Here is a 17205-nt window from a genome sequence, read left to right as displayed (position 1 = left end):
ATTAGTCCTCTACTTGCTTTCCAACGGCGCTGTCAGGCTGCTGCTGCAACAGTATCAACGGGGGTCCTGACTGCCCAGCGCTTCAGGGCGATGACGGTCAGGGCGGTCACGATAGTGCCGACGATGATCGAGACGACGAACATCAGGAAGTTATCGATGGCGAAGAAGACGAAGATGCCACCGTGAGGAGCCTTTGATCCGACTGCAGCAGCCATTGAGATTGCACCGGTGACAGCCCCGCCAAGCATGCTTGCGGGGATGACGCGCAGCGGGTCTGCAGCGGCGAACGGGATGGCGCCTTCGGAGATGAAGGAGGCTCCCAGCAGCCAGGCGGCCTTGCCGTTCTCGCGCTCGGCGAGGCTGAACCGCTTCTTGTCCAGGACAGTGGACGCCAATGCCATTGCCAGCGGCGGAACCATTCCGGCAGCCATGACGGCGGCCATGATCTGCCACGGTGCCTGGTTATCCACCGATGCAGCACCCAGGCCGGCGACGGCGAAGGCATAGGCAACTTTGTTGACGGGTCCGCCGAGGTCGAAGCACATCATGAGGCCGAGGATGATGCCGAGGAGGATGGCGCCTGCTCCGGTCAGGCCCGAGAGCCAGGCGTTCAGGCCATTAGTGATACCGACGATCGGCGCCCCGAGTATCACGAACATCAGGCCGGATGCCACGATCGACGCCACGAGCGGGATGATGACCACCGGCATGAGGCCGCGCAGCCAGCGGGCCACCTGTATCTTGCCGATTTGGTGTGCGATGTAACCAGCCAGCAAACCACCGACGATGCCGCCGAGGAAGCCAGCGCCCATGAATCCGGCAACGGCACCGGCAACAAAGCCGGGTGCGATGCCCGGACGGTCGGCAATGGCGTAGGCAATGTAGCCTGCCAGAGCCGGAACGAGGAATCCTAGCGAGAGCGCACCGATCTTGAAGAACACTGCACCGAGGTAGGCGCCGAGCGGGCCCCACGCGAGGTCGGGATAGTCCGCCGGAAGATTGCCCAGGTTGTTTTCAGCCAGCATCTTGTCTGCGAATCCAGTGATGTCATAACCACCGATCAAGAAGCCCAGGGCGATCAACAGACCACCTCCGGCAACGAAGGGGATCATGTAGGAGACGCCGGTCAGCAGGGCCTTCTTGAGCTTCTGGCCAATGTGCTCGCCCTTTTCGGTGGCTGCCTGCTCGGCCTGCTCCTCCGCACCAAAGTGCGGCACTCGGCGGGCGTTCGGGTTGTCCGCGGCGACCAGGGCTTCCTGGACCATCTTGTCTGGTTCGTCAATGCCACGCTTCACGGGAGCATTGATGACCGGCTTGCCGGCGAAGCGCTCCTTACCGCGGACGTCGACGTCGACGGCGAAGATCACGGCGTCCGCTGCGGCGATGACTGCAGGGTCCAGAGGCTTGGCGCCCGAGGATCCCTGTGTCTCAACCTGCAGGTCCACTCCCACTTCCTTGGCGGCGGCAACGAGGGAGTCAGCCGCCATGTAGGTGTGGGCGATGCCGGTGGGGCACGCAGTGACCGCTACGAGACGCTTGGGACCTGATGCTGCGTGTGCGCCGCCCCCTGCAGGGGTTGGAGCTGTTGCTGCCGCGGCGGAACCCGCAGTCGCTGCGCCGGCAGATGCCATGGCGGGCTCTGCCGCCTGTGTGGGCTTGTCAACAAGGGCGTTTTCGACGAGTTCGACGATCTCCTGCTCTGAAGATGCGGCGCGGAGGGAAGCCGTGAAGTCCTTCTTGATGAGGGACCGTGCCAGCTTGGACAGCAGCTTCAAGTGCTCCTGGTCGGCGCCTTCCGGGGCGGCAATGAAGAAGATGAGGTCTGCAGGACCGTCCTTGGCGCCGAAATCAACCTTGCGGGACAGCCGTGCCATGGCCAGGGCCGGCTCGGTGACCGCGACCGAACGGCAGTGCGGGATCGCGATTCCGCCAGGCACGCCGGTGGCTGTCTTGGTCTCGCGGGCGAAGGCGTCAGCGAACAGGCCTTCTACCTCGGAGGCTCGTCCGGCCGCGGCTACCTTGCCAGCCAGGAACCGAATCACGTCGGCCGGGGCATCGCCAAGATTCTGGTCAAGGGCGACCATTTGAGGAGTGATGAGCTGGGTCACTGTTAGTCCTTCTGGAGGGCCGTGATGGATACGGCATTGGGGGTTGTCTGGTGGACTGCCGGGACAGTGGAGCCCGGCAGGGATGCAGCGGCGGCACCGTGTGCCACTGCTTGACGAAGGCAGTCCTGCGCGGAACCACCTTTGGTTGCGGCCAACAGGTAGCCGGCCAGGGAGGAGTCGCCGGCACCAACAGTGCTGACGGCCTTGATGGGAGGGTGCGTGGCGAGCCACGCGCCGTCGGCGGTTACAAGGACGGCACCCTTGGAACCGAGGGTCGCCAGGACGGAACCGACGCCGGAACGGACGACGGCGGCCGCGGCTTCCGCGGCGACGGCCGGATCCGCTTCAAGTTCTTCGGCCGTGCCCACCCCCGTAAATCCGGCAGCAACGGCCAGCTCTGCAAGTTCCTCGGCATTGGGCTTCAGGAGGTCCGGCTTGCCTTCGACGTCGCCGCTGAGGGCGGCCGCGAGGGGTGCTCCGGAGGAATCGATGGCAACGAGCGGAGCCTCACTGCCGTCTTCCCGATTCCGGAGTCGGCGAGTGATCGTGGCGTAGAAGTCGGCAGGAACTCCTGGTGGGAGCGATCCTGCCAATACCACCCAGCTGGCGCCACGGGAGCAGTCCAGCAGCAGCCCGATCAGGGCTTCCTGCTGTTCCTCGTCCAGTACCGGGCCGGGTTCGTTGATCTTGGTGGTGACGCCGTCCGGCTCGGTGAGCGTCACGTTGCTGCGCAGCGGCGCGCCGATTGGGAGCGCCGCAAACGGGACACCGCCGTCGAACAGCCCAGCAAGGACAGGGTCTGTATCCCCGCCCGGGAGGACCGCGACGGTTTCCAGGCCTGAAGCGACCAGGGCGCGGGAGACGTTGACTCCCTTGCCGCCGGACTGCTGGTGCACGGCAATGGCGCGCTGGACTTCTCCGCGGGCAAGAGGCCCCGGGAGTTCCACGGTGCGATCCAGGCTGGGGTTGGCGGTGAGCGTGACGATCATGCGATCACCACGTCGACGCCTGCGTCGGCCAGCGCGGCCGACAGTTCGGGGGAGGGTTCGCTGTCTGTTATCAAAGTGTCCAGATCTTTCAGGGCGGCGAACTGGACCAGTGTTTCCGTGTCCAGCTTGGAGGAGTCGGCCAGCACCACAACACGGCGTGCCGACTGGACGAAGGCAGCCTTGACGGCGGCCTCCTCGGGATCGGGAGTGCTGAGCCCGAAGTTTGGATGGATGCCGTTGGCGCCGATGAACGCAATGTCCGGGCGGAGCCGGTAGGCCGCCTCCACGGTGGACTGCCCGACGGCGGCCTGGGTCAGGCCGCGTATGCGTCCGCCAAGGAGCTGCAGGGCGATTCCGGCTTTACTGGCCAGCTTGCCGGCAATGGGGATGGCGTTGGTGATAACCAGGAGTTCCTGGCTTGGCATCGCGCCGTTCCGCGAGGCCTTCTGGGCAAGGAGGTCGGCCACAGCTTCTGTGGTGGAGCCCCCGTCGAGCAGGATGCTCCCCGCCCCGCCGTCCGGAATCATGGCTGCAGCAGCCTCGGCAATCCGGACTTTCTCCGGCTGGCGTTGAATGGTCCGTTCGAGGATGCTCTCCTCGCGAGTGCTGAGACGATCCGTTGGCACCGCCCCGCCATGGACCCTACGAAGGCTGCCAGCGGTTTCGAGGGCTGCGAGGTCCCGGCGAACCGTTTCCGTGGTGATGCTGAAGCGGTCGGCGAGCTCCGTCACACTGACGCGGCCCCGGTCGCTGACCAGTTCCGCGATCAGTTGCTGGCGCTCCTCAGCAAACACTTACCCTCCATTGCGTAAAGACAATCGGAACATCCGTGACAGGCGTCACAAGAATGTGGAATTGATTGACTCTATCTTTGTTTCCGTTTGATTGTCAAGGAATAACAACACAAACAAAGATCATCTTCCCGAGCGGCTGGGGATGTGGTCCTGAGCCGTTGATGAATCCCGTGGTAATCAGCGAAAAAGGGGAGGGTAGAGTGCGTTCGGGCGCTGGGAGGCGGGAGGGTTCGCGCACCCTGAATGGCTGTGGGGATCTTGGATGCTGTGCGCGTCCTGGATGCTGTGCCGTCCTGGATTGCGGCGTGGGTCTTGGATGGCCGTGGGCATCTAGGAAGGCCCGACCCGTTAGGGGGCGCCTCCATGGGCCGCAGCCCGAGGAGGCGGAGTGGCTAGATTTCCCTGTGGCGCCTGTCGCGATGTTCGACGACGGTGTCAGGTCCTTGGTGCTCCACAATCCTGCGACGTTCGGAGGACGCCATGATCAGTGAAACGATGAGGCCAAGGGCGCCAACGGCCATCAGGATGTAGCCAATGAGGACCTGGTCAACGAACGGGATGACTCCCGGGGCAATGGCGAAGGCCAGGATGGCTCCGATGGCGATCAGTGCAATAGATGAACCGATTCTCATGACTTGCTCCTTGCTTCCGTGCCGCCACCTGTTTGGGCGGTCCTCTTCTGTGGCCGGAGATGCTAAGTACGCTTGCTTTCTTCAACGTACAACGACTGGCCGCCGTTGCCAACCATCCCCGCCTGGTGGGTTAAGGCGGGCAACGTGGTGGGTTGAGGCGGGCAAGCTGGTGGGTTAAGGCGGGCAACGTGGTGGGTTGAGGTGGGCAACGTGGTGGGTTTGAGGCGGGCAAGCTGGTGAGATGAGGCGGGCAACGTCCATGCTCTTCTCCGTAACGGCGTCCACCCTCGCCCCGTCATCGCGGCAGGGGACGTCGTGGTTTATGGCACTGGCACTGCCATTCACCATCGCTGACGTCCCCACACCTGAGGTGCTCTCTAATAGAGGCCGGGTCATATTGCCGGAAGTCTCATTGCCGGAAGTAGTGGTTTCGTCTGGGTTTTCGTTGGGGGTCGATGTGGGGTGGCGGGATGAACCAGGGGATGTCGTTTTGGACCTGGATTTGCCAGTGTTCTTTGTGGATCAGGTGGTGGTGGTGGGAGCAGAGCAGGGTTCCGTTGCTGGTGCTGGTGGTTCCGCCGTGTGACCAGTAGGTGATGTGGTGGGCTTCGCACCAGGGTGCGGGCATGGTGCAGCCGGGGAAGGCGCAGCCGAGGTCGCGGGCGGTGATGGCTTTGCGGATGTGCGGCGGGAAGACCCGGGAGGTCCGGCCGATGTCCAGGACCTGGCCTTCGGTCCCCATCACGACGGGGAGGAGTTCGGCGTCGCAGGCCATCTTCCGGATCACCGCGGCCGACACGGGACCGGTGAAGGCGAAGACCCCGCTGCCGCTACCGGCTCGGTTGATGCCGGCGCCCGCGATGCCTGCACCCGCGATGCCGCTGGTCCCGGTGCCGCTGCCTGCGCGGTTGATATCGATGCTCGCGATGCCGTTGACGCATGTGCTGCTGCCGCTGGTCCAAGTGTTGCTCAGGTTTGTGCCCGTCATGCCGTTGGCGTCGGTGGTGGTGTTGTTGAGGTCAGCGAGGAGTTCTTTGTAGCCGATGGTGACCAGGATTTGTGGTCGGAGGCCTCCTGCGGCGGGCAGGGTTCCGCTGGAGAGGGCGATCTTGCAGGCGCCGATGATGCCATCAAGCATCCGCTGGGCGCGTGTGCGCCGGTCCAGCGACGCTACGCCGTCACTTTCGGAAAAGACGGGAGCTGTAGCCTTATCGCCGGTTGCGGCCTGCTCGCCCCCGGAAGCGGTGGACCCAGCCCCGGCTCCAGTCATACCGGCCGCTTCCGCTGTAGCTGCCCCGGTGCCCGTAACCGCAGCGTCTGTGGTGCCGGTGGTGTTGGTGCTGGTGTTGGGGAGGCGGGGGTTGGTGGCGGTGTTCATGACGGTGATGAGGTGTTCGAACTGGTCCGGGGTGGCGAATACTTCCAGGTGCTGCAGGCCGTTGCGGGGCCGGCGCAGGAAGGCCCCTTGGCGCTGGCGCAGCAGCTCTTCGCTGGGTTCCCCGCCGTCCTGGTCGATGGCGTTGGTCCAGCGCTTGGCGACGCTGGCCAGGAACTCCGGGTCATGGTCGATCGCGGTGCTGGTCAGGGAGTGCTCCACCTGGGCCATCGTCGCGTTATCGGTCAGGGGCCGGATGTTCTCCAGGGTCACGGTGATCTGGGTGGCCGCCTTGGAGGACACCGCACCTGTGGTCATGGCTTCGGCGAGTTCTTCCCGAACCGGCGGCATCGGCTGACCGGTCAGCCCGGTGCGGGGCAGGACCGCCCCGGCCAAGGCCAGGCGTCGCCGGGCCTCACCGGCACTGATCCGCAAACACGCCCGCAAATACTCCGCCGTGTTCCGAAACTCCGCCGCCCCCGGCCCCACCCCATAAGCCCGGGCAGGAACCCCGCCGGAAACAGCGCCGGCCCTGTTCGCCGCCCTGCTCTCTTTGTCCGAAGCGGCACCACCACTGACCGCGCCAATGCGGCCCCAAGAGCCTTCGGAGGTGCCAGTCTCGCTGGTGCCCCAACCACCGGTGGCAGCTGGAGCCGAAGTCTCGCTGGTGCGCAAACCTCCAATGGAGCCTGCCGCGGCCGAGGTCTCGCTGCTGCGCCAACCTATGGCGGTTGCGGAGGTATCCTCCCCGCCCCAGCCACCCGACGTAACGACTGTGATTCCGGAGGCAGGGCTGGCCAGGGCTTCCTGGCGGACCCGTTGCGCGAGCCCCGCGGCAACGATCTGCAGGAACTCAACGATCCGGGACAGCTCCTCAACCAGACACGCGTACTCACCGGCCTCTCCGCCGTCCAGGAGTCTGACCTCATCAACGGCCGTCCCCGCAGCATCCAGCAGGGTCGCGGAACACTCACGCAACACCTCCAAGGGACTGCCGAGGCCGGTCGAGCCTGACACGAGTGGATCAGATACAAATGCAATCGGCGAAGAAGCGAGGCGTTCGTCGCGAGGGCGTAGGGCAGCAAAGCGGCGGCCGGCTTCACCGGTCGGTCGCGCTGCAAGCTGCTGAATTGCCTCCATAACTCAAGAATGCCAAGGGGGTACGACATTATTAGACTCGATGGACAAACCCAGGGAGATTCTTTCACGGCAGGTTCCAACACATGGTTCAGGAGGAGCAGAACAACACCGCAAAGGCGGGGAACCGATGTGCCAAACCGGCAACGTCCAGCCGTGAGCCGCCGGTTAGGCTTGGGCAATGGAAACGGTGGGCTGGTCGAAGCCCGAGCATGAGCGGGCAGGAACCCCGCTACTGGTGATGATGCACGGTTACGGCACGGACGAACAGCGCATGGTCACGCTCTTCCCGGATCTTCCGAAGGAGTTCACCTGCGCCGCCCTTCGGGGTCCTATGGTGATCGGCGACCACTATGGCTGGTTCCTGCTGGACTATTTCCTCGCCAACGACTTTGCCGATGTCATCACGACAACCAGCAAGGTGCTGGCATGGATTGATTCAGTGAAAGGCAACCACAGCAGCGTGAGCCTGCTCGGCTACTCCCAGGGGATGGCCATGGCCAGTACCTTACTCCGCCTCCGGCCTTCGGCCTTCGCTGCCACCGTTGGGCTTTCCGGCTTCGTCCTTGAGAATGAGCTGCTAGCCCTCAGCGACTCGTTCGATTTCCCCCCTCCATTCTTCTGGGGAAGGGATGTGGCAGATCCGGTCATCAACGGTGAGGCCATTGCCTATACGAGGGAATGGCTGGAGAAAAACGTGGCGTTGACCGCCCGCACCTATCCCGGGATGGGGCATCGCATCGAGGCGGCGGAAATGGCCGACGTCAGCACATTCTTGCGCCACTACGTGCTTCGCTGACCCTTTCTGGATGGCGCAACCAGCCCACCTCGGTGGCGCAACCCGCCCAAGTGGCGGCGCGCCGCTCCCGTATGGGGGTGCGGGTGCGCGCCACTGTGTGGTGCGTTTAAGCCGCACCTTGTGGTGAGGCGTGCGTCACATTTCCGTCATCGTTGAAACTCCATTGCTTGTAAAAATTGTAAGCGCTTACACTCTTCTTCGGCGCTCCAACCGGACGCTCCGTAGTCGCATGAAGAAAGGGTTGAGGCCGTGTTGAATGGCTAGGGCTCAGCGGGCAACAATCCAGGACGTCGCAGTACTGTCCGGGCTGTCCATTTGTACTGTCTCAAGGGCGCTTCGAAACCTCCCCAACGTCTCCGAGTCCGCCCGGCACAAGGTCGCCGAAGCGGCCGCAAAACTCGGCTACAAGGCTTCCTCTGCCGCAGCCCGGCTCGCAGGCGGAAGTACAGGGTCCATTGCCATCATCGCTCCCACTGCAACCGCCTGGTTCTTCGCCCAGGCGGTTGAAGCCGCCGAGGAAGTCTTTGCAGACAGTGGCTACGACACGGTGCTGATTAGCCTGCGGAACAAGCCCAGCGTGCAGCGAAGGGTCTTCAACGACCTGAGCGCCCTCGTGCAGCGGGTCGACGGAATCCTGCTGCTCAACGTGGACCTTTCCCCTGCGGAAGTGGCCTTGGTCTCAACGGCAGGGCTGGCTGTGGCGAGCGTGGGTATGGACGCTGTACCGTGGGACGACGTAGGTATTAATAACGAAAACGCCGCGTGGCAGGCCACCTCGCACCTCTTGGACTTGGGTCACTGGGATCTGGCCATCCTCTCCGGTAAGGAGTCAACAGGACATTCAGTGTCCACCCCAACCGACAGATTCCGTGGTTTTCGCCGTGCGCTTGCGGACCATTTCCTCGTCGTGCACCCGGACCACGTCGTCACCGCAGATTCGAGTATCGAAGGCGGACGGCGGGCCATGATGGAGCTCATTACCCATCGAAACCTTCCGTCGGCCATTTTCGCGGATTGCGACGAAACGGCCTTCGGCGCCCTTATGGCGCTCCGGGAGCACGGCCTGTCATCGCCGAAGGACGTCTCCATTGTGGGCATTGACGACCACCCCATGAGCTGGTTTTTGGGATTGAGCACCATCTACCAGCCTGTGGCCGACCAGGGAGCTTTTGCAGCCAATCTCCTGATTGACCGGCTGCAGAACCCGGACGCCGCCCACGAGCCAACGCAGCACCTGCTCAACACGAAACTTATTGAACGCAAGACCACGCGCCGCAAACGCTGAATGGAACAACGAATCATGACTGAGACCCCCACGGTGTGGACCGACGCTGCCGCTGTGCTGTTTGACCTCGACGGCGTGCTGACGCCGACAGCCATTGTGCACGAGCGCGCCTGGCAGGAGCTGTTTGACGGTTACCTGGCCGAGAACGGCCATAGCGACAGCTACCGGGAGAGCGATTATTTCGATTTCATTGACGGTAAACCCCGTTTTGATGGGGTGAGGGACTTCCTGGCCTCACGCGGAATCGTGCTGCCCGAGGGCCCGTTGGATGATGACCCGGTTAACCCGACCGTCCAGGGATTGGGGAACCGGAAAAATCGCATCTTCAACGACATTGTGCAGTCCCGGGGCGTGGAGCCTTACGAAGGCTCAGTGCAGTTCATTCACGCCGCCGTCGAACAGGGGCTGAAACTTGCCGTTGTCTCGTCGTCGCGCAACGCGCCTGCCGTCTTGAAAGCCGCAGGGCTGTCCGGATTCTTCCCGGTTGTGGTGGACGGACAGGTCGCCTCCGAGCAGGGGCTGCCTGGCAAACCGCATCCCGCCACCTTCCACTTCGCTGCGGAGTTGCTGGGCGTGCCGGCCGAGGACTGCATTGTGGTCGAGGACGCCGTGTCCGGAGTCCAGGCAGGCAGCGCGGGGAACTTCCGGGCGGTGATTGGCGTGGACCGGGGGGCGGGCCGCGCAACACTGCTCAAGGCTGGCGCGACGTTCGTCGTAGATGACCTCAAGGAACTCCTCTAGCCAGAGGTTTCAACTAGAGCCCGTTTTCAGAACCTTTTCCACCCCTCTTATTGACCCCCTTTTGAGGAAGACAGCGTTTCATGGCACTTATCAGCTCCGATCGGCTGCGTTTTCCCTGCGATCCCTGGAAGCTCGTGGAAAACGTCCACGTTCCTGGTGACGCGGGTACGCTGGAGACCCTTTTTTGCATCGGCAACGGCCACTTGGGTGTTCGGGGAGCCCATCCCGCCAAGCCGGACAGCGAACTGCCCGGCACTTTCATCAACGGCTTCCATGAGATCTGGGATATCAAGCACGCCGAAAACGCATTCGGTTTTGCCCGCACCGGCCAGCGGATCGTCTACGTTCCGGACGCCAACAATTTCACTGTCGTGATCGACGGCGAACAGCTTTCGCTGGACGAGTCCAACGTGCTGGACTACCGCCGCACCATGGACTTTGCCACCGGCCTCTACGAGTGCACCGTCACGTGGTCCTGCCGTTCCGGTGCCACGGTAACCACCATCGAGCGCCGTGCCGTCGGATTCGACTCGCGGGGCAGCCTGGGCATAGAACTGGTGCTGACTGCGGACCGGTTCGTCTCCGTGGACATCATCTCCGCCGTGGTCAACCGGCAGGACCAGCCGGTGGAAGACCACTCGGCCCACGACCCCCGGCGTGCCGGCCGCCACGCCGGGCGCGTGCTGCTTCCGCTGCACATGCAGGGCACGGACGGTTCGTTGCGTCTCGCCTGGGAGACCGCGGAGTCCAAGCAGCGCATCGGCATGGCTGTGGATCACTGGATCTCCACTGAACACCAGCCATTCGAAACACTTGTGGCGGAGGACGAGTCAACGGTCCGCTACGTATTGGGGGTGAACGACGGCGAAACGTTCCGTCTGGAAAAATCGGTCGCCTATACAGTGGGCGGCCGGGCACTGGACGAGGCCGAGGCACCGTATTTGACACCGGGCGAGGCCCTCGCGGCACAGGCCGAGGAAGCGCTTGTGCCGGTCTCCGCCGTGATGGCCGAGAGCGCAGAGCACTACGCCCAGTACTGGTCGACGGCGGACATCGCCATCGGCGGTCAGCCGGAGCTGCAGCAGGCAGTCCGGTGGAGCATGTTCCAGTTGGCACAGGCTACGGCCCGCGCCGGGGTGGCCGGCATTCCGGCCAAGGGGGTGAGCGGTTCCGGGTATGAGGGTCACTATTTCTGGGACCAGGAAGTGTACCTGCTGCCCTACCTGACCTACACAAACCCCGCCGGGGCCAGGAAGGTGCTGGAATCTCGTCACGCCATGCTGCCCGACGCCCGGATCCGAGCCAAGGAACTGAGCGTGGACGGAGCCCTGTTCCCGTGGCGGACCATTAACGGGCTCGAAGCCAGTGCCTACTATGCGGCGGGCACGGCACAGTTCCACATTGCCGCCGCCATATCGTTTGCGGCAAACCGCTACCGCTGGGCCAGTGGCGACTCAACCTTCACCCCGGAGATCGGCGCAGAACTGCTCATCGAGACTGCCCGGATGTGGCTATCGCTCGGGTTCTTCGGCAAGGACGGGCTGTTCCACATCCACGGCGTGACCGGTCCTGATGAATACACGGCCGTGGTGAATGACAACCTGTATACGAACGTCATGGCCCGGTTCAACCTGCGTGCTGCCGCCGCCTTGGAGCACGAGGGGATCGGCGATACGGAACGGCATGTCTGGCAGCACGCGGCCGAACGCATGGCGCTGCCGTATGACTCCCACATGCAGGTCTACTCCCAGGACAACGACTTCATGACGCTGGAGCCGTGGGACTGGTCCACGCCGAGGTCCAAGTACCCTCTGCTGCTGCATTTCCACCCGCTCGTGATCTACCGCCACCAGGTGCTGAAGCAGGCTGACACCGTGCTGGCCATGTTCCTGCAATGGCAGGACTTCACGGCGGAGGAGAAGCAGCGCGCGTTCGATTTCTACGATCCCATTACCACCGGGGACTCCACCCTGTCCCCATGTGTTCAGGGCATCATCGCGGCAGAGGTGGGCTATCAGGACATCGCCCTCAAGCACTTCACCGAAGCGCTGTTCATCGACCTCGACAACACGCACAACAACACCATCGACGGAGTGCACATCGCCTCTGCCGGCGGCATTTGGAGCTCCCTTGTGTGCGGGTTCGCCGGCATGCGCGACCAGGGCCAGGTGCTCCACTTCGACCCCCGGTTGCCTTCGGAATGGGAAGGGCTGGAGTTCCGGCTGAAGATCCGTGGACAACTCCTGGACGTCCGACTCGCGCCAGAGAGCCTGACGCTGACTGCCACGCGCGATGGCTCCGCATCGGACAGCTCACCATCGGACAGCCCAACGCTAGAACCGCTGCCGCCGCTGGAGGTCAGCGTCCGCGGCCAGCATTTTGACGTCGGCGAGTCACCTGTCACGGTGCCGTTGGCTCCGGCGCCGCTTCCCACGCCGTCGGTCTTCCCCAGCGTCATCCCGACGTCGGGCCTGCCGATCGTGCGCCCATACCAGGCACCCGCCTAACGCTGGAGCCACTTCGGCAGCAGGGTCCCTGTCCGGACGTCCATCACCTGGGCTGTCCATCAGCTGGACTGTCCATCAGCGGACAGGGACTCCTGCCCATCGGCGAGTTCATCGGGGGACACGCCGTACGTGGCTGGTCCATCCAACGGGTGGTCGATTTCGTCGCGTGGCATTCGGGCGACGAGTAGCGCCACCACGGCCATGAGGGGGGCAGAAGCCACCGGCGACGAGGAAGATCAGCCACATCGGCAGGACTTCAGCGGCCGGTCCGGCAAGTGCCATCGAAACCGGCATGAGGGCAAGCGAAACGAAGAAATCCAGGCTTGAAACACGGCCCAGCAAATGGGGAGGGACACGGCGCTGCAGAAGGGTTCCCCAGATCACGATGCCCACGCTCCCGGTAGCCCCGAAGACGAAGAGTGCCGCGGCCAGCATCCAGAAGCTGTCCATGATTCCGACGGCGGCCAGCGGCAGGCTGCCGATACCCCAGGAAGCCAGCATGACCGTCAGGTAGCGGCGGGGGAGGCGGACGGAAGCCGTAATTAGCGAAGCCACCGCGCTCCCCACGCCCATGACAGCGAGCAGGAAACCGAACATCCGCGAATCTCCGCCCAGCTGGTCCTCCACCACGAACGGCAGGAGTACCTCAATGGGACCCATGAGGAACAGCACCGACAGGCAGGCCCACAACAGCGTCCACAGCAGCCACGGAGTCTTGACCGTGTAAGCCACGCCTTCGCGGAGGTCAAGGAAGAAGGACCTTAAGGCACGGTGCCGGACCTTTCCGGAGGGCGAACCGCCGGATTGCGAACCCCCGGATTGCGAACTCCCCGCTGATGAGCTGCCCGCTTCTGAAGGGGACGACGTGTTGAGGGCATGCTGGCCCAGGAAGTTCAGGATGATGAAAGCAGGATCCGGGGCAGGATGGCGGAGTACGCGGGGAAGAAGAATGCCGCGCCCACGCCCAAAACGAAGGCGCCCACTGCAAGGTGCCATAGCTGGAGCAAGCCGAGCATGGCAAGCAGGCTGACGGTGCCGATCACGGCGAGATTGGTGCCCTCGACGGCGATGATCAGAAGCCGCTGGGGCAGCCGGTCGGCCGCGATCCCGCCAGCCAAGACGAAAGCCACGAGGCCAACGCTTGCAGCCGCTGCAACCAGGGACAGTTCAAGTGGCCCGCCGCCCAGATGAATGACCTCGTAAACCATGGCGACGGCCCACATACCGGACCCGAAAATGGAGACGGCCAGGGCAGCGATCAGTACCCGATACTCACGGTGGGCAAACGGGCGCAGGGCGCGGAGTACGGCCATCAGGCTAGTCTAGGCTTGCCCTGACTGGCCTGTCCCGCCAAATATCAGCTATGTTCCGGAACCTGAAGAAGAGTCGTCGATGTCCGGACCCTCGGCAGGATCCTGGCTGTGGAGGCCGGTGTCGTGCGAGACCCAGCCTTCGGTTGCGCCCTCAACTGCGGCGTCACTGTGGTGACGGATGTTGTCGGAATTGTTGGATTTTTTCATTACGAATACTCCTGCCGATCGCTGGACTACTCCCGTAAGGCACGATCATTCTACGCCCGGGCACCGTCAGCCAATACGCTTAGGCTAAGTGGAGCATGGTTTTCGAGTGGCAGAGCGAGCATCAGAGGTGAGAGATGGCCAAGCGACTAAACCCGGCAATGAGGATCGCGCAGGAGACTGCGCACAGGGCGGCTTTTGACGCCGATGGCAAGCCGAAGGCGGGTTTGCACAACCTGCTGCTGCGGGCGGTGGATGTGCAGCGGCCGCTGGTCCTGGCCAATCTCCGGCGCCTCCAGCGCAAGTATCCCAACGCGACGCCCGCCCAGTTGGCCGCAAAGCTCGAGCGCGACTACCTCTCCGCCGTCACCGGTGGCGGTGCGGCGGTCGGAGCAACCGCGGTGATGCCAGGTATTGGAACGGCTGCATCCCTGGGCCTTTCCGCGGCGGCCACCGTGGCTTTCCTTGAGGCAACCGCCATCTACGCCGCGTCCCTCGCCGAACTGCATGGCGTCAGGCTCGAGGACCCCGAGCGAGCCCGGACCATGGTTATGGCCATCATGCTCGGCGAAGAAGGCTCTGCACTGCTTGGCTCCCTCAGCGGTCAATCGGTCGGCAAGGGCAAGGGCGTCAGCCAGGCCTGGGGAACCGTGCTGGGCAAGAAGATGCCCCTTGCCGGCTTCGGAACCCTTCGGGAACGTGTGCAGCGGGCCTTCTTGAGGAGCCTGATCAGGCGCCAGGGCACCGCGCTCCTTGGCCGGGCGCTGCCCTTTGGCGTAGGGGCGGTAGTCGGCGGGGCAGGCAACCTGGTGATGGGACGCGCCGTCGTGAAGACGGCGAAGGAAGCGTTTGGTCCCCTTCCGGAAACCATTCCCGGCGAACTGGTTCCCAGGGGAGCCCGGGCCATCCTGGAGCGGCCTGCGCCCGAGCAGCCCCCGGCGGGGTGGCCCGAGCAGCCGCCGGCGGGGTGGCCCGAGCAGCCGCCGGCGGGGTGGCCAGGGCAGCTTCCCGGGGCACCAATTAATGGCGCAGCAGCTGATGCGGAGCAGGAAGGACAGCATGGACCTCAACGCTGATCTCGGAGAATCCTTCGGCTCCTGGACCATGGGTGACGACGCCGCCCTTTTCGGAATCGTCAGCAGCGCCAACGTGGCCTGCGGCTTCCACGCGGGGGATCCGATCACCATGCTGGACAGCTGCCGGGCCGCCGTCGAGCTCGATGTACGGGTGGGAGCCCATGTGGGGTACCGGGACCTGCATGGCTTTGGCAGGCGGTCCATGGACTTGTCCTTCGACGAACTCTTTGGCGACGTGCTGTACCAGCTCGGTGCCTTGGACGGCATCGCCCATGCGGTGGGTGCCTCGGTGGATTACGTGAAGCCGCATGGCGCGCTGTACAACAGGATCGTGCACGACGCCGATCAGGCCTCCGCCGTCGTCGCGGCCATCCAGGCCTATGACCCCGGGCTTCCGGTCCTTGGGTTGCCGGGCTCGGAAGTCCTTCGGCTCGCCGAGGAAGCGGGCCATCCGGTGTTCCGGGAGGCATTTGTCGACCGGGCCTACCTTCCCGACGGCACGCTCCTCCCGCGTTCGCAGGACGGTTCAGTATTGCACGACGTCGACGCCGTAGTTGAGCGGGCCGTACGCCTGGCGCTGCAGGGAGAGAATGGTGGCGGTGGATGGCTCCGTGGTCCCCGTCAAAGCCGATTCCCTGTGCGTTCACGGAGACACTCCCGGGGCCGTGCAGCTGGCAGCCTCCGTGTGGGCCGGACTGGAACAAGCGGGGGTGGAGATTGAGCCATTCTCCTGACTCGTGGACCATCCTGCCGTATGGTGACAGCGCCTTCCTGGTAGAGCTTCCCGAGCTGGAGGCGGTGGTTGCCTATTACCGTGGCCTTACCAAGGATGGAAGCCATGCCGGGGTCGTCGACGTCGTCCCGGCGGCGCGGACAGTGCTGGTGACGTTCGACCCGGAGGTGGTTCCGGCGTCGGGCATTAAGGCCTGGCTCGAGGATGCACAGCCGGCTCCCGCTGAGCTGGGAACCGGGCGCGACGTCGAGATCGAGGTCGCGTACGGGGGCCAGGACCTGGCCGAGGTGGCAGGGCTCCTGGGACTGTCCGAGAAAGAAGTGGTCAGCCTGCATGCCGGCTCGGTCTGGACAGCCGCGTTCTCGGGCTTCGCGCCGGGCTTCGCCTATCTGGTGACAAACCACGAAAAGCTGCGTGTTCCTCGCCGCAGTACCCCACGAACCGTTGTGCCGGCGGGCTCCGTGGGACTCGCGGGCGAATTCAGCGGAATCTATCCGCGTTCGTCCCCCGGCGGCTGGCAGTTGATTGGAACCACGGACAGGGCCCTTTGGGACGCGTCCAAGCCGGAACCTGCCCTGATCAGGCCGGGGGACCGCGTGAAGTTCGTGGAGGCCTAATGGGAATCGTGGTGATGAATCCCGGTCCACAGACGCTGGTGGAGGACCTTGGCCGGCCCGGCTATGCAGCCTTGGGACTCAGCCCCTCCGGGGCTCTGGACCGGCAGGCGCTGCTCCTGGCTAATGCGCTGCTCGGAAACCCCGCGGACGCGGCCGGGTTGGAAGTGCTGCTGGGCGGGCTGCGACTGCGCTTCGTGACGGCGTCCACAGTGGCGGTTACCGGGGCGGAGGGCCTGGTGAAACTCAACGGCTCCGAGATGCCGCTGAACCAGGCCGTCCGCATAGCGCCCGGTACCGTGCTGGAATTCGGCGCGCCCCTGTTCGGCGTCCGCTACTACCTGGCCGTCCTGGGCGGAATCGATGCCCCGCGGCTCCTGGGCTCCCGCAGCAGCGATGTGCTTTCCGGCGAGGGCCCGGCACCCCTGAGGGCCGGGGATTCCCTGGCGGTAGGGCGAACGGGCAACGACGCGTCCTCACTAAATAGTGTTCCCGATCGCGCCGGAGGGGCGGTACCGCCGGTGCGCCGCGCTCCGGATCCCGGGCAGGCCATCGTGGCACGGGTGCACCGCGGACCCCGCGTGGACTGGTTCGACGACGAATCCTGGCTGCGCCTCGTCACGCAGCACTGGACCCTGTCGCCGGAGTCCAACAGGATCGGGGCCCGGCTGCTCGGGCGGCCGCTCCTGCGCATCCGGGGCGAGGAGCTGCCAAGCGAAGGGATGGCATTGGGCGCCCTGCAGGTCCCGCCGTCGGGCCTCCCCACCGTCTTCCTGGCCGACCACCCGGTCACGGGAGGCTATCCGGTAATCGCGGTGGTCCGCCGGGGCGATCTGGACCTCCTGGCCCAGGCACGCCCGGGGCAGACCATCAAGTTCCTCGGCTGAGGCTTTCCATG

13 protein-coding genes and 2 pseudogenes are annotated in these 17205 nt (G+C 64.5%); 8 read left to right on the top strand and 7 right to left on the bottom strand.

The genetic code is table 11. The annotated features are described in order from the left end of the window. Positions 1-32 precede the first annotated feature (32 nt). From J7E82_RS18145 to J7E82_RS18125, 5 genes are all read right to left on the bottom strand, one after another. Complete coding sequence (locus J7E82_RS18145) at positions 33-2108, bottom strand: fructose-specific PTS transporter subunit EIIC (protein WP_214865162.1); 2076 nt, start codon at positions 2106-2108, stop codon at positions 33-35. 2 nt (positions 2109-2110) lie between these two features. Continuing rightward, a complete protein-coding gene (locus J7E82_RS18140) occupies positions 2111-3097 on the bottom strand; it encodes a 1-phosphofructokinase family hexose kinase (protein WP_214865161.1) in 987 nt (328 codons plus the stop codon). Then, the gene (locus J7E82_RS18135) at positions 3094-3891 is read right to left on the bottom strand and encodes a DeoR/GlpR family DNA-binding transcription regulator (protein WP_214865159.1); all 798 of its coding nucleotides are present in this window, start codon (positions 3889-3891) and stop codon (positions 3094-3096) included. Before J7E82_RS18135 ends, J7E82_RS18140 begins: the two co-directional genes overlap by 4 nt. Positions 3892-4283: 392 nt before the next feature. Beyond that, positions 4284-4523: a DUF6458 family protein gene (locus tag J7E82_RS18130; protein WP_214865156.1), complete on the bottom strand. Its 240-nt coding sequence runs from the start codon at positions 4521-4523 to the stop codon at positions 4284-4286. A 409-nt stretch (positions 4524-4932) separates the two neighbouring features. Then, positions 4933-6915 carry an HNH endonuclease signature motif containing protein gene (locus J7E82_RS18125; protein WP_214865154.1) on the bottom strand — a complete coding sequence of 661 codons (1983 nt, stop codon included), beginning with the start codon at positions 6913-6915 and terminating at the stop codon, positions 4933-4935. Between the two features lie 301 nt (positions 6916-7216). Between J7E82_RS18125 and J7E82_RS18120 the strand changes: the two genes are divergently transcribed. The 4 genes from J7E82_RS18120 to J7E82_RS18105 all read left to right on the top strand — a co-directional run bounded on the left by J7E82_RS18120 (position 7217) and on the right by J7E82_RS18105 (position 12367). Continuing rightward, on the top strand, positions 7217-7834 hold the full coding sequence (locus J7E82_RS18120; protein ID WP_214865152.1) for an alpha/beta hydrolase: 618 nt from the start codon (positions 7217-7219) through the stop codon (positions 7832-7834). 256 nt (positions 7835-8090) lie between these two features. Then, the gene (locus tag J7E82_RS18115; protein ID WP_214865150.1) at positions 8091-9119 is read left to right on the top strand and encodes a LacI family DNA-binding transcriptional regulator; all 1029 of its coding nucleotides are present in this window, start codon (positions 8091-8093) and stop codon (positions 9117-9119) included. 15 nt (positions 9120-9134) lie between these two features. Next, positions 9135-9860 carry an HAD family phosphatase gene (locus J7E82_RS18110; RefSeq protein ID WP_251042094.1) on the top strand — a complete coding sequence of 242 codons (726 nt, stop codon included), beginning with the start codon at positions 9135-9137 and terminating at the stop codon, positions 9858-9860. 80 nt (positions 9861-9940) lie between these two features. Further along, positions 9941-12367: a glycoside hydrolase family 65 protein gene (locus J7E82_RS18105; protein WP_214865146.1), complete on the top strand. Its 2427-nt coding sequence runs from the start codon at positions 9941-9943 to the stop codon at positions 12365-12367. Between the two features lie 59 nt (positions 12368-12426). Here the strand turns inward: J7E82_RS18105 and J7E82_RS21370 are convergent. After that, positions 12427-13680, bottom strand: a pseudogene (locus J7E82_RS21370) (MFS transporter). 48 nt (positions 13681-13728) lie between these two features. Beyond that, positions 13729-13887, bottom strand: coding sequence for a hypothetical protein (locus tag J7E82_RS18095; protein ID WP_214865144.1), 159 nt, complete (start codon positions 13885-13887; stop codon positions 13729-13731). 134 nt (positions 13888-14021) lie between these two features. Here J7E82_RS18095 and J7E82_RS18090 point away from each other — a divergent pair, with 134 nt between their 5' ends. The 4 genes and pseudogenes from J7E82_RS18090 to J7E82_RS18075 all read left to right on the top strand — a co-directional run bounded on the left by J7E82_RS18090 (position 14022) and on the right by J7E82_RS18075 (position 17194). Continuing rightward, positions 14022-14960: a hypothetical protein gene (locus J7E82_RS18090; RefSeq protein ID WP_251042091.1), complete on the top strand. Its 939-nt coding sequence runs from the start codon at positions 14022-14024 to the stop codon at positions 14958-14960. Beyond that, positions 14944-15694: pseudogene (locus J7E82_RS18085) on the top strand (LamB/YcsF family protein). The gene J7E82_RS18090 and the pseudogene J7E82_RS18085 overlap by 17 nt, the downstream one beginning before the upstream one ends. Then, positions 15678-16310 (top strand): 5-oxoprolinase subunit PxpB, encoded by a 633-nt coding sequence (gene pxpB, locus J7E82_RS18080; protein ID WP_251042090.1) that lies wholly within the window; start codon positions 15678-15680, stop codon positions 16308-16310. Before J7E82_RS18085 ends, pxpB begins: the two are co-directional and overlap by 17 nt. After that, on the top strand, positions 16310-17194 hold the full coding sequence (locus J7E82_RS18075; RefSeq protein WP_214865142.1) for a biotin-dependent carboxyltransferase family protein: 885 nt from the start codon (positions 16310-16312) through the stop codon (positions 17192-17194). The genes pxpB and J7E82_RS18075 overlap by 1 nt, the downstream gene beginning before the upstream one ends. The last annotated feature ends 11 nt before the right edge of the window (positions 17195-17205 follow it).

The sequence above is a fragment of the Arthrobacter sp. ISL-30 genome, assembly GCF_018613855.1.
Lineage (GTDB): Bacteria > Actinomycetota > Actinomycetes > Actinomycetales > Micrococcaceae > Arthrobacter.
The sequence above is the reverse complement of the archived record's forward strand: the minus strand, read 5'-3'. Positions and strand labels throughout refer to the sequence as shown.